Annotated in this window: 11 protein-coding genes, 1 rRNA gene and 1 other RNA gene; all 13 read right to left on the bottom strand. The window is 59.7% G+C overall.

Going from position 1 to position 13,355, the window contains the following annotated elements; all coding sequences use genetic code 11:
• Window positions 1-14: 14 nt before the first annotated feature.
• Entirely contained in the window at window positions 15-2,471 is a 2,457-nt protein-coding gene (nirB, locus tag KI610_RS04265; protein ID WP_226497433.1) for a nitrite reductase large subunit NirB, read from the bottom strand.
• Between the two features lie 227 nt (window positions 2,472-2,698).
• The gene (gene ybiB / locus KI610_RS04260) at window positions 2,699-3,688 is read right to left on the bottom strand and encodes a DNA-binding protein YbiB (RefSeq protein WP_226497432.1); all 990 of its coding nucleotides are present in this window, start codon (window positions 3,686-3,688) and stop codon (window positions 2,699-2,701) included.
• Between the two features lie 18 nt (window positions 3,689-3,706).
• Entirely contained in the window at window positions 3,707-6,430 is a 2,724-nt protein-coding gene (locus KI610_RS04255) for a nitrate reductase (protein WP_226497431.1), read from the bottom strand.
• 127 nt (window positions 6,431-6,557) lie between these two features.
• The gene (locus KI610_RS04250; protein ID WP_226497430.1) at window positions 6,558-6,992 is read right to left on the bottom strand and encodes a ClpXP protease specificity-enhancing factor; all 435 of its coding nucleotides are present in this window, start codon (window positions 6,990-6,992) and stop codon (window positions 6,558-6,560) included.
• 3 nt (window positions 6,993-6,995) lie between these two features.
• Window positions 6,996-7,592, bottom strand: coding sequence for a glutathione S-transferase N-terminal domain-containing protein (locus KI610_RS04245; RefSeq protein ID WP_011286577.1), 597 nt, complete (start codon window positions 7,590-7,592; stop codon window positions 6,996-6,998).
• A gap of 83 nt (window positions 7,593-7,675) precedes the next feature.
• A complete protein-coding gene (locus tag KI610_RS04240; protein ID WP_226497429.1) occupies window positions 7,676-8,395 on the bottom strand; it encodes a cytochrome c1 in 720 nt (239 codons plus the stop codon).
• An 11-nt stretch (window positions 8,396-8,406) separates the two neighbouring features.
• Window positions 8,407-9,708, bottom strand: coding sequence for a cytochrome b (locus KI610_RS04235; RefSeq protein WP_404827466.1), 1,302 nt, complete (start codon window positions 9,706-9,708; stop codon window positions 8,407-8,409).
• Window positions 9,709-9,711: 3 nt separating this feature from the next.
• The gene (gene petA / locus KI610_RS04230; protein WP_226497428.1) at window positions 9,712-10,308 is read right to left on the bottom strand and encodes a ubiquinol-cytochrome c reductase iron-sulfur subunit; all 597 of its coding nucleotides are present in this window, start codon (window positions 10,306-10,308) and stop codon (window positions 9,712-9,714) included.
• A gap of 84 nt (window positions 10,309-10,392) precedes the next feature.
• Window positions 10,393-10,992 carry a recombination mediator RecR gene (gene recR, locus KI610_RS04225; protein ID WP_226497427.1) on the bottom strand — a complete coding sequence of 200 codons (600 nt, stop codon included), beginning with the start codon at window positions 10,990-10,992 and terminating at the stop codon, window positions 10,393-10,395.
• A 3-nt stretch (window positions 10,993-10,995) separates the two neighbouring features.
• Window positions 10,996-11,319: a YbaB/EbfC family nucleoid-associated protein gene (locus KI610_RS04220; protein ID WP_226404050.1), complete on the bottom strand. Its 324-nt coding sequence runs from the start codon at window positions 11,317-11,319 to the stop codon at window positions 10,996-10,998.
• Window positions 11,320-11,331: 12 nt separating this feature from the next.
• On the bottom strand, window positions 11,332-12,936 hold the full coding sequence (gene dnaX / locus KI610_RS04215; RefSeq protein WP_226497426.1) for a DNA polymerase III subunit gamma/tau: 1,605 nt from the start codon (window positions 12,934-12,936) through the stop codon (window positions 11,332-11,334).
• A gap of 27 nt (window positions 12,937-12,963) precedes the next feature.
• Window positions 12,964-13,062, bottom strand: an RNA gene (gene ffs, locus KI610_RS04210) — signal recognition particle sRNA small type.
• A gap of 125 nt (window positions 13,063-13,187) precedes the next feature.
• Window positions 13,188-13,300 (bottom strand): 5S ribosomal RNA (gene rrf, locus KI610_RS04205).
• Window positions 13,301-13,355 lie beyond the last annotated feature (55 nt).

The following is a 13,355-nucleotide window of genomic DNA, read 5'->3' as shown; positions in this document are numbered from 1 at the left end:
TTTGTCCTCGGTTTTCAGGCTTCAACCTTGATGGGGATAAATTGCTTGACGGGGCCTTCTTCGCGCGAGGTCGCCCATGGGTCCTTGGCATCCTTCAGCGAGTCGAGCAGCTCGGCGTAGAGCGCCTTGCGGCCTTCTTCATCCTCGACGATCTTGCCTTTCACGTAATCGAGGCCGACCCGTTCCAGCCAGTGGCAGGTGCGCTCGAGGTACCAGCCTTCGAGGCGGTAAAGCTGGAGGAAGGCGCCGGAATATTCCATGACGTCCTCGTCCGAAGTTACCTTGCACAGGAACTGGGCGACTTCGGTCTTGATGCCGCCATTGCCACCGATGTAGAGCTCGTAGCCGGAATCGACGCCGATCACGCCGACGTCCTTGATGCCGGCTTCGGCGCAGTTGCGCGGGCAGCCGGAGACGGCGAGCTTGACCTTGTGCGGGGCGTACATGTCGAAGAGCATTTTTTCGAGCTTGACGCCCATCGACATGGCGAGTTGCGTGCCGAAGCGGCAATGCTCCATACCGACGCAGGTTTTCACGGTGCGGATCGACTTGCCGTAGGCGTGGCCGGAGACCATGCCGGCGGCGTTGAGGTCGGCCCAGATGCCGGGCAAGTCTTCCTTCTTGATGCCGAGCAGGTCGATACGCTGACCGCCGGTGACTTTCACCGTCGGCACGTTGTATTTTTCAGCCGCGTCGGCGATGGCGCGCAATTCCTTGGGGTTGGTCAGGCCACCCCACATGCGCGGCACGACCGAATAGGTACCGTCCTTCTGGATGTTGGCGTGGGCGCGTTCATTGATGAAGCGCGACTGCGGATCGTCTTTGGCTTCGTGCGGCCAGGTCGAGATCAGGTAGTAGTTGATGGCCGGGCGGCACTTGTCGCAACCGTTCGGCGTGGTCCAGCCAAGTTCGGCGAAGACGGTTTCCTTGTTGGTCAGGTGCTCGTCGCGAATGAGCTTGCGGACCTTGTCGTGCGAGTGCTCGGTACAGCCGCACATCGGCTTCTTGTCGGAAGCGGCCGGGGTGTAGGCGCCGCCGATGGTCGAAGCGAGAATCTGCTCGACGAGGCCGGCACAGGAACCGCAGGAGGACGCCGCCTTGGTGTGCTTCTTGACCTCATCGAGCGTGAACAATCCCTTGGCCTTGATGGCCTGGACGATGACGCCCTTGGTGATCCCGTTGCAGCCGCAAACCTCGGCGCTGTCGGCCATCTCGGCCGCCTTGCTCTTGCCGGCATGACCGACGTCGCCGACCAGCGACTGGCCGAAGATCAGCGAGTCGCGGATGTCGTGGATGTCACGGCCGTCCTTGAGCAGCTGGAAGTACCATGGGCCATCGGCCGTGTCGCCGTACATGACGCCGCCGACCAGCTTGTTGTCCTTGATCACCAGCTTCTTGTAAACGCCGCCATGCGGGTCGTTGAGCAGGATTTCCTCGGTGCCCTCGCCGCCCATGTAGTTGCCAGCCGAGAACAGGTCGATGCCGGTGACCTTGAGCTTGGTCGACGTCACCGAGCCGGTGTAGCGGCCGATGCCGTAGCCGGCCAGATGGTTGGCCGCGACCTTGGCCTGCTCGAAGAGCGGGGCCACCAGGCCGTAGGCGATGCCGCGGTGGGTGACGCACTCGCCGACGGCGTAGACCTTCGGGTCGTAGGTCTGCATGGTGTCATTGACCACGATGCCGCGATTGCAGTAGATGCCGGAGGATTCGGCCAGCGAATAGTTCGGGCGGATGCCGGCGGCCATGACGACGAGGTCGGCCGGAATCTGCATGCCGTCCTTGAAGCGGATCGCCGCGACGCGGCCGGATTCGCCTTGAATCAAGGCTTCGGTCTGCTTTTGCAGGAGGAATTTGAGGCCCTTGTCTTCGAGCGACTTCTGCAACATCCGGCCTGCTACTTCGTCGAGCTGACGCTCAAGCAGCCACGGGCCGAGGTGCACGACGGTGACATCCATGCCGCGCAGCTTGAGGCCGTTGGCGGCTTCGAGGCCGAGCAGACCGCCGCCGATGACCACCGCGTGCTTGTGCAGCTTGGCGGCTTCGATCATCTCGTCGGTGTCCTTGATGTCGCGGTAACCGATGACGCCGGGCAGGTCGTTGCCGGGGATCGGCAGCATGAACGGGGTCGAGCCGGTGGCGATGAGCAGGCGGTCGTATTCTTCTTCGGTGCCGTCGTCGGCGATGACCTTGCGCTTGACGCGGTCGATGAACTTGATCTGCTTGCCGGTGTGCAGCTTGATGTTGTTTTCCTTGTACCACTCGAGTTCGTTGAGGACGATCTCGGAGATGGTCATTTCACCGGCGAGAACCGGCGAAAGCAGGATGCGGTTGTAGTTCGGGTGCGGCTCGGCACCGAAAATCGTGATGTCGTAATGATCCGGCTTGATCTTCAGCAGTTCTTCTACGGTGCGGACACCGGCCATGCCGTTGCCGATCAGGACGAGACGAGGTTTGACAGCAGTTGTGCTCATGGTTGACTCCAACGTTGCGCGCACCCGAGGGTGCAAAATTTACTTCAGCGCATGACGTCGTTGCCATCGAACCGCCGACGTTGGCGGTTGATTCGCTGTACCTGCAGGGTTCTTGCAATCAGTGTGCCAGCTGATCAGGCTTTTGATTTTTAGGCGTTTTTTCCGGTTGACCGTGGCAATCGCGCACCACGGCGGGGCGAGCGGTTCCAGCGCGGTGCAGATTCAGCTTAGTTGCCGCCAATGATCAGGCCGGTGGCCTCGACCGCAACGATGGCCTTGGCCTGGTTGAAATCCTCGGCATAACCGCTGGCGTAGAGCAGGCAGGCCAGCTGGTTGGCAATCGGCTTGGGCAGCGGTGCCTGCTTGTCGAGAATGCGCCGGATCCATTTCGCCGTGCTAACTGCATCATTGGCTTCCGGCAGATTGGGCAAGGCGCGCAGGCTCTCGTGCTCGGCTTCGAACAGGATATCAACGCCGCCTTCGTGGATGAACTCAAGACGCGGCCGCCGTTTCGGATTGGCGAAGGGCTCGCCCTCGGTGCCACGCAGGAGCAGCGCCCGGTCGCCACGGGCGAGCAGGATGTCGCGCATCAGATCGACAAATTCGGGATGCGTCGCTGGCGCCACCAGAACGGCATCGCCGTGGAAGGGGTTGATCAGCTTGACCAGGCTGTGCGCACTGTTGCGCACGCCGAGGCGGCTGCGCAGGCCGAGCAGGTTGTGGATGCCCGGGCACATGGCGTTGAGCGGCAGGAAGGCCAGGCCTTTTTCGTCGAGGGCGATCTGGGCCTGCGTTGTCGAGGCCACGGGCATGATGCCGAGCTCGCGGAAAATATGGGCGCTGGTCACCCGGCCAAAGCCCTCTAGCAGGCCATGCACCACGACCGGCACGCCAAAGCGCTGGAGCAACATGGCCAGCAGCGGCGTCAGGTTGGCTTCCTTGCGCGCCCCGTTGTAGGTCGGCAGGGCAACCGGGCGCACGCGGCCATGCGGCATGTCGAGACGGTGGGTGCGCTCGGCGGTGGCGTCCATGAAGCCGAGCATTTCGTCGAGTGACTCGCCCTTGACGCGCAGGCCAAGGATGATCGCGCCCATTTCGAGATCCGGCACGCCGCCGTCGAGCATGGCCGCGTAAATCTGCTGCGCATCGTCGCGCGGCAGATCACGCGCGCCCTGGGCGCCGCGTCCGATCTCCTTGATGAATTGTGCGTAGCTCACTGTCTCCTCCGGTTGCGGTCAGGCCGCAGCTGCTATTTTGGGGGGGTGTTCCGCCACCATGCGCTTGATATCGGGCACACAGGAACCGCAGAACGTTCCGCATTTCAGGCTCTTCTGGAGTTGCGGCAGGTCAGCCCCTTTCTCCAGTTCATGGTGAATTTGCACGTCGCTGACATCGGCGCATTTGCAGACGATGTTGCGCGCCACCATGGTCACCGGCGGCTTGGCCGAAGGCGCCAGGGCAAAACGGATCAGGCTGACATCGAGCTCATCCTCCGCCATCGCCTGCCGCAACCACGCCAGGGCCTGCGTCTCGCCGGCCAGCCGGACGCCGAGCAGGCGACCCTGCTGGGCGATGGCCTTCTTGCTGATACGACGCGATGCGTCAGCATAGAGAATGGCACCCTCCTCGCCATCCAGTCCGAAGAGGCGATCCAGCGCAAGGATCTCGGCATCCGCCGCCGGCCCGGCACAGGCGCCGCGGAAGACGACGAGCGGCGTCGTCCGGCCGTACAGACCGACATTGGCATACGGGAAGTCAGCCAGCGCACCTCGGGCCCGCTGCAGCAGTTCCAGCGCCTCGGACTGGCTGGCGCAGCGGCGGACCACGGCGAGCGGGTAGGTCAGGTCGGCCTTCACGATCTGGACGGCCGCATGCTTGAGTTCCGGCTGCTGCGAATAGGGGTCGATGGCATCGCAAGCCAGCGCATTGGCGCCCGCCGTGTTCATGAACTGGGAGCCCCAGTGCATCGGCATCCAGGCCCGGCCCTTGACCAGACCGGGGCGCTCGCCGATACGGACGAGCATTTCGCCACGACCGTTGCTGACCCGGGCCAGATCGCCGGTTTCCAGCCCGCGATGGCGCATGTCGCACGGATGCATGGCGAGCAGCGGTTCGTCTTCGAGGTTGAACAGGCGCGGTACAGTGCCGGTCCGGCTCATGCCGTGCCATTGGTCGCGCATGCGGCCGGAAAGCAGGCTGATCGGCAACTCGGGCGTCGTGGCATCAGCCGTTGGCTTGTGCTCGATGGCGACAAAGCGCGCCTTGCCGTCCGCCGTCGGGAATTTTCCGTCCTCGTAAAGACGGACCTTGCCGGCGCTCGCCCCTTCCGGATACGGCCACTGCTGCGGCCCCTGCGCTTCGAGCAAGGCGTAGGACAAGCCCGTGATGTCGAGATCGCGACCACGCGTGCTTTCGCGGTGCTCGTTGAAGATATCTTCGGGACCGGCATAGGGAAACAAGCGCTCGGCGTCGGCATTGCCAAGCTTGTCACCCAGTCGCCGTGCGAAATCGACGACGATTTCCCAGTCGTGGCGCGCCTCACCAGGGGCCCGAAGCGCCGACTGGACGCGGGTGATGCAACGCTCCGAATTGGTCACCGTGCCATGCTTCTCGCCCCAGCCACTGGCCGGCAACAGCAGGTCGGCGTAATCGGCGGTGTCGGTGTTGCCATAGGTTTCCTGCAACACGACGTATTCGGCTGCCAGCAAGGCCTCGCGGACGGCCGCCTGATTCGGCAGCGACTGTGCCGGATTGGTGCAGGCGATCCAAACCGCCTTGATTTCGCCGGTTTTCAAGGCCTGGAACAGGTTGACCGCCGACTTGCCCGGCTTGGCCGGCACGTCCGGGACGCCCCACAAACGCGCCACCTCGGCGCGATGTTCCGGATTGGCCAGGTCACGGTGGGCCGACAGCAGGTTGGACAAGCCACCGACCTCGCGTCCCCCCATGGCATTCGGCTGCCCGGTGAGCGAGAACGGCCCCGCGCCCGGCTTGCCGATCTGGCCGGTAGCGAGGTGCAGGTGAATGATGCCGGCGTTGTTGTGCGTGCCGTGGGCCGACTGGTTCAGGCCCTGGCAGTAAAGCGACAGTGAGGCTTTACTGGAACCAAACCAGCGCGCCGCCTGGACGATGGAGTCAGCCGGAATGCCGCAGACGGCGGCTACCTGGTCCGGAGTGTACTTTTTGACAATGTCAGCCAGCGCCGCGAAACCGCTGGTGTGCGCCTCGACATAAGCCTGATCAACCATGCCCTCATTGATCAGCACATGCAGCATGCCGTTGAACAGCGCGATATCGCTGCCCGGCTTGATCGGCAAATGGAGATCGGCAATCTCCGCACTTTCTGTACGCCGCGGGTCGGCGACGATGACCTTGAGGTCAGGATTGGCCGCCTTGGCATCTTCGATGTAGCGGAAAATGATCGGGTGGGCGATGGCCGGATTGGCGCCGGTGATAAAAATCACCTTGGCTTGCAGGATGTCGGCATAGCTGCACGGCGGCGCATCGGCGCCCAGCGTCTGCTTGTAGCCGGCGACAGCCGAGGACATGCAAAGACGTGAATTGGTATCGACGTTATTGGTGCCGATCAGCCCCTTGGCCAGCTTGTTGAAGACGTAATAGTCCTCGGTCAGCAACTGGCCGGAAATGTAGAAGGCAACGGAGTCCGGGCCATGTTGCCGAATAGTCGCGGCGAAACGCTCGGCGGCTTCATCGAGCGCCAGATCCCAACTCAAACGTTGCCCGGCCCGACCGCGGCTCATGCGCTTTTCGGGGAATTGCAGGCGATATGTCGGATTCACCGTCTGATTCAAGGTCGCACCCTTGGTGCACAGGCGTCCGCGATTGGCCGGGTGCTCCGGGTCGCCGCGCAGTCCGGTGATCGTTCCGTCCTCGGTTTCGATAAGCACGCCGCATCCGACGCCACAGTAGCAACAGGTAGACTTAAACTCAGCTCTCATGATTTTCCTTCCGGCTTGGCTTGAGCAACAGCTATGCCACGTTGAAAAATCATGGACTTGCATGAAAAAAGGGGAAACTCCATTGTGGAATTTCCCCTTTTTAGTGCATCGAGTACTGCCTGCGTCCCTATTTGATGCGCTGCAACCAGGGACGCCCTGCTTCTGGGCGCGGCGGCTCCGGTGGCGGCTCTTCGGGTTCGACCGCGGCTTCGCCGGCGTCGATGAATTCAGCATCAGCCTGATCTTCGGCACCGTCGACCTCAAAGGCCATTCCGGCGCCGTTTTCCCGGGCGTAAATCGCCGAGACACGCGCAATAGGCACCGACAAGTCGCGGGCAACGCCACCGAAGCGAGCCTGAAAGTCGATGAAATCGTTACCGATCAGCAGACTCTTGGTGGCATCCGGCCCAAGATTGAGGACGATCTGCCCGTCGCGGACGAACTCGCGTGGCACGCGGGTCCGCTCATCGACATCGACGGCGATGTGCGGCGTGAAACCGTTGTCGCAGCACCACTCCCAAATGGCGCGCAGCAGGTAGGGCTTGGTAGACGGTAGTTCCATGCCTTACTTGCGCATTGCCTTTTCGGACGGCGTCAGCGCGTCGATAAAACCCTGACGGCTGAAAATACGCTCGGCGTACTTCATGAGCGGCGCCGCAGCCTTGCCGAGGTCGATCCCGTAGTGATCCAGACGCCAGAGCAGCGGTGCGATGGCCACGTCGAGCATGGAGAACTCGTCACCGAGCATGAACTTCTGCTTGTTGAAGATCGGCACGATCTCGGTCAGGCGAGCCTTGATTTCCTGACGAGCCTTGTCGGCCGTCTTGCCGTTCTTCTCGATCACTTCCATGAACGAAAAGATCTCGCGTTCCATGCCGACCAGCAACTGGCGGGCGCGGGCGCGCATGATCGGATCGGCCGGCATCAGTTGCGGATGCGGGAAGCGCTCGTCGATGTATTCGTTGATGATGTTCGGCTCGAACAAAACCAGATCGCGCTCGACCAGAACAGGCACGCGATTGTGCGGGTTGATCGCCGCCATTTCTTCCGGCTTGTTGAACATGTCGACATCGATCACCTGAAAATCCATGCCCTTTTCGAACAGGACAATGCGGCAACGGTGACTAAAGGGGCAGGTGGTGCCCGAGTAGAGGTTCATCATTTGTGGTAACCCTCAAAATGAGATTCGGCATCGGGGGCCGGCCAGAGCCAAACCCGCGATGCCGTTAGCTGATCCAGAAGGGATCAGTGAATGTCTTTCCAGTATTCCTTCTTGAGCGCGTAAGCGACAACAAAGAGAACTGCCAGGAAGGCCAGAACAAACCAGCCCAGAGTGCGGCGGTATTCCTGTTGCGGCTCGCCCATCCAGACCATGAAACCGACCAGGTCGGAAACCGACTTGTCGAATTCGGCCGGTGGCATCGTGCCCGGAACAGCCAGTTCCAGCTTGTGCGTTTCGTGATTCATCACTTGCTGGCCTTGCAGGCCGTACAGAATATGCGGCATGCCGACGTTCTCGAACACCGTGTTGTTCCAGCCCGTCGGACGGTTCGCGTCACGATAGAAGGAGCGCAGGTAGGTGTAGAGCCAGTCCGCACCGGCACCGGCATTGCCGGCTTCGCCACGGGCCCGGGCAACGATGGTCAGATCCGGCGGCGTGGCACCAAACCACAGCTTCTGCTCGTCGGAACGCGCTGCCACACGCATCAGTTCACCGATCTTGTCGGAGGTGAACATCAGGTTTTCCTTGACCTGCTGCTCGGTCAGACCGAGATCGAGCAGGTTCTTGTAGCGCATGTAGGAAGCACCGTGGCAATTCAGGCAGTAATTGACGAACAGCTTGGCACCGTTTTGCAGCGCCGCCTTGTCGCTCACCGAGCCCGGCCACTTGTCGATATGGGCCGTGCTGCCGCTGGCAAATGCCATGATCGGCGCGAAGAGCAATGCGATCAGTAGTTTTTTCATTATTTCCACCCTTACTTGAACGTCACGCGGTCAGGGACCGGCTTGAACTTGTCCATGCGCGACCACCAAGGCATTCCCAGGAAGAAGCCAAAGTAGAACACCGTGCAGACCTGGGAAATCAGCTCGCCCATCGGTGATGGAGAGAGGGTACCCAGATAGCCAAGGATGAAGAAACAGATCACGAAGATGGTGTACATAACCTTGGTGATCGGGCCGCGATAGCGGATCGACTTGACCGGGCTGCGATCGAGCCACGGCAACGCGGCGAAGATCACGACGGAAGCCCCCATGGCGACAACCCCCCAGAACTTGGCATCAAGGCCAAAGAAGTTCCAGACCATGGCACGCAGGATCGAGTAATACGGCGTGAAGTACCAGACCGGAGCGATGTGCGGCGGGGTCTTCAGTGGATCAGCCGGATAGAAGTTCGGCGTTTCGAGGAAGTAACCACCACCTTCCGGCGCCCAGAACATTACAGCCGAGAAGACCATCAGGAAGACGACAACACCGACGATGTCCTTGACCGTGTAGTACGGGTGGAACGGGATGCCGTCACGCGGGATGCCGTGTTCGTCCTTGTTAGCCTTGATCTCGACACCGTCCGGGTTGTTCGAACCGGTTTCGTGCAGGGCCAGCACGTGAGCAGCAACCAGACCGATCAGAACGAGCGGGAAGGCGATCACGTGGAAGGAGAAGAAGCGGTTCAGCGTTGCGTCGCCGACCACGAAGTCGCCGCGAATGATCAGCGACAGATCGGAGCCGATGACAGGAATCGCCGAGAACAGATTCACGATCACCTGTGCGCCCCAGTAGGACATCTGTCCCCACGGCAACAGGTAGCCGAAGAAGGCCTCGCCCATCAGGCACAGGAAGATACCCACGCCGAACAGCCAGGTGAGCTCACGCGGCTTGCGATAAGAACCGTAGAGAAGGCCACGGAACATGTGCAGATAAACCACGATAAAGAAGGCCGAAGCACCGGTGGAGTGCATGTAGCGAATCAGCCAGCCACCCGGCACATCACGCATGATGTATTCAACCGAAGCGAAGGCAATTGGCACGCCATTGGCGTTCAGCGCAGCATCCGGCTTGTAGTGCATGACCAGGAAGATGCCGGTGACGATCTGGATAACCAGGACCAGCAGCGCCAGAGAACCGAAGAAATACCAGAAGTTGAAGTTCTTCGGAGCGTAGTACTCGGAAAGGTGACCCTTCCACATGGAAGTCGCCGGGAAGCGGGCATCGACCCACTCAAGCGCGTTACCAGCCAACGAGCCGTCGGACTTGTACTTTTCGAAATTGCCAGCAGCCATTTCTTATGCTCCCTTCTTGTCTTCGCCGATCATGATACGGGTATCAGCGAGATACACGTGCGGCGGCACTTCGAGGTTGGTCGGTGCAGGCTTCGACTTGTAAACGCGACCAGCGAAGTCGAAGGTCGAACCATGGCAGGGACACAGAAAACCGCCCAGCCAGTCGCCCGGCATACCCTCGTCGGCACCTGCCTTGAATTTCTGTGAGGGCGAGCAACCGAGGTGCGTACAGATACCGACCACAACCATGATTTCCGGCTTGATCGAACGCGTATCGTTCTTGGCATAGGCCGGCTGCTGTTCCTTGTCCGACTTGGGATCGGCAACCAGATCTGCGAGCTTGGGCAGCGTATCCATCATTTCCTTGGTGCGATTGATGATCCACACCGGCTTGCCGCGCCACTCGACGGTCATCATCTGACCTGGCTCGAGCTTGCTGATATCCACTTCGACCGGTGCACCTGCAGCCTTGGCACGTTCGGACGGAAGCAAGCTGGAGACGAACGGTACGAGTGCGGCAACTGCCCCCGCCCCGCCCACGGCCGCGGTCGCAACGACCAAACGCCGCCGTCCGCAGTCCATTTTTCCTTGATTGCTCATTACGCTGACCCCTAACGGAATTAGATGGGATAAAAATTAAACGCTAAATTATACGATATCGGACGGCCCGATAAAAGCCGGATATCACCCACCACAAGCCTTGCGCTCTCGAAAAGCCTGCGCCAAGGTGCCACTATCGACATATTCGAGCTCCCCACCAACCGGTATGCCGCGGGCAATCCGGGTCACGCCAACCCCTTTGGGCGCAAGCATGGCCGTGATGTAGTGAGCCGTCGCCTCCCCTTCGTTGGTGTAGTTCGTCGCCAGGATGACCTCCCGTACCACACCGTCAAGCGCCCTGGCCATCAGTCGATCCAGGCCGATATCCTTTGGCCCGACACCATCAAGCGGCGAAATTTTGCCCATCAAGACGTAGTAAAGTCCCTGATAGCTCTGAGTCTGCTCCATCATGTTCATGTCGACCGGCGTTTCGACAACGCACAGCAAACTTGCATCTCGCCGCGGCGAGATACAGCGTTCGCAGATATCAGCTTCGGTAAATGTATTGCAGCGCTGGCAATGTCGAATCGACAGCAAAGCATGTAGTACAGCATCACCGAGATGTTGTGCACCTTTTCGATCACGCTGCAACAGATGATAGGCCATGCGCTGCGCCGACTTCGGCCCGACACCGGGCAGGCAGCGCAACGCCTCAATCAGCGTATCAAGACCTGATGGATTCACTAATCAGAACGGGAGCTTGAACCCGGGTGGCAGGTTAAGCCCAGAGGTAAAGCCGGACATCTTGTCCTGGCTCAGCGCTTCGCCTCGGCGAACGGCGTCGTTCATCGCCGCGGCAATTAGATCCTCAAGCATTTCCCGATCATCCATCACCGATGGATCGATGCTGACTCGGCGCACTTCATGAGCACCAGTCATGACAATTTTGACCATGCCTGCCCCGGCAACCCCCTCGATCTCAGTCTGGGCTAGTTGCTCCTGCGCCTTTTTCATGTTTTCCTGCATCGCCTGCGCCTGCTTCATCAGGCCCGCCAAGCCACCTTTCATCATGTTCGCTCTCCGTTAGGCAATAGGTTTAATGGATGATTCGACAACCGACGCATCGAGAGACTCGATGGCATCACGTATAAATGTATCCCGTGTAATTGAAGCAATAGCGTGCTCTTGACGCTCTTGGCGCTGTCGGCCGACTGTCTCTGCAGGTGTATCCAATTCATTTGGGGCCAATTCAAAACGCACCTTCAGCGAACGACCAAAATACTCGCTCAAAGCTTGCTGCAGTTTGTCAGGCCCCGGCTTCATCTGCAGGTGCGCCTGGGATGGCGATAGCCGCAACAAACACTCTGTATCGCCCAGTTTCCTAAATTCACAATTCTGCGCCAGTTCCCTAGCCAATCCTGACAACGGAAGCGACGCCACAATCTGATGCCAATCAGTATCTCCGGATGGAGACAGCCTCGTTGCAGATTGTACCGCCGTCGCGGACTCCGCCTGAACCACGGCGGCGGGACTCGCGGCAGGCGACGGCCGGGCGTTTAGCTGCGGCCTGTTCTTGGGCGTCACAGCGCCAAGCACGTCGGCAACTGTGCTGGGACGAAAGGAGTGCAACCTGAGCAAGGTCATCACGAATCCGGCATGCTCATCAGGAGCCGTCGACAGTTCAGTTCGTCCAATATTGACGATTTGATAAGCCAGCTGAACAAATTCTGGCGAAAATGCTACCGACAACGAGAGCAACCTCGCCCTGTCTGGATCGTCATCAATCGCTGCCGGAACACATTGAGCGACCTGCAAACGGGTCAGCAATGCTCCTAGTTCCTGCAAAGCCGAAGAAAACGAAAGACTGCGCACACCAATGTCTGCGGCAACCTGCAGCAAAGACGACGCATCCCCCGCCTGCAGCGACTCAAGAATGCCGAACAAATAGTCCTGATCGACGGTACCTAGCATACTTCGAACCTGAGCCTCTTCGACCTTCCCTGCACCATGAGCAATTGCCTGATCCAGTAAGGAAAGGGCATCCCGCATGCTCCCGGACGCTGAACGCGCCACCAACGTCAACGCCGGCCCTTCGAAAGGAATTCCTTCAGCCAGCAGAATGTGACCAAGATGCTTGGTAATCGCCAGTGCCGGCATCTGCTTCAAATTGAATTGCAGACAACGCGAAAGCACGGTTACAGGAATTTTCTGCGGATCAGTCGTCGCCAGAATGAACTTTACATGCTCAGGAGGCTCCTCCAGAGTCTTCAGCATCGCATTGAACGCCGAATTGGAGAGCATGTGTACTTCGTCGATCACATAGACCTTGAATCGGCCTCGAGTCGGTGCATAGACCGCGTTTTCCAACAGCTGACGCATTTCGTCAACCCGAGTGTTGGTGGCCGCATCAACCTCAAGCAAATCGACGAATCGACCGCTGTCGATCTCTTGGCAGGCAGAACAGGCTCCGCAAGGGGTGGCAGTAATCCCGACCTCACAATTTAGGGACTTGGCCAGAATCCGCGCAATGGTCGTTTTGCCGACCCCCCGAGTGCCGGTAAAAAGATAGGCATGGTGCAGGCGTTGCTCAGAGAGCGCATGCGTCAGCGCACGAACGACATGCTCCTGCCCAACTAGCGTAGAAAAATTGCGCGGCCGCCACTTGCGCGCAAGAACCTGATAACTCATGCGCTCCACACCAATGCAGAAAATGAAATTGGCGAGCCTAACCCCCGGCACTTGCAGTAAGTAGCTGTGGCTGCTTCCTTCCGGACCTGACCAGATTCACCACCCTGCAATGCGGGGAGACCCGCCACTATGGATTCTAACACAGGCCAAAACCAGCCATCTCGATGGATAAATTTTTTTCGAATTAATGTAGCAGCTTCAGCAAAAGCAAAAACCCCGTTAGCTTTTGCTAACGGGGTTTTTCATGGGGGGTCTGGCGTTGACCTACTTTCGCGAGCGGAAGCTCACTATCATTGGCGCTCATCTGTTTCACGGTCCTGTTCGGGAAGGGAAGGGGTGGTACCAGAAGGCTATTGACGCCAGACGTAACTTGTATGCTTGTCGCGGGTGACCGCGCCAAGCGCAAAATGGGGACAGAA

Source organism: Ferribacterium limneticum, from assembly GCF_020510565.1.
Taxonomy (GTDB): domain Bacteria; phylum Pseudomonadota; class Gammaproteobacteria; order Burkholderiales; family Rhodocyclaceae; genus Azonexus; species Azonexus limneticus_B.
This window is presented reverse-complemented; position numbering and strand designations above follow the sequence as displayed.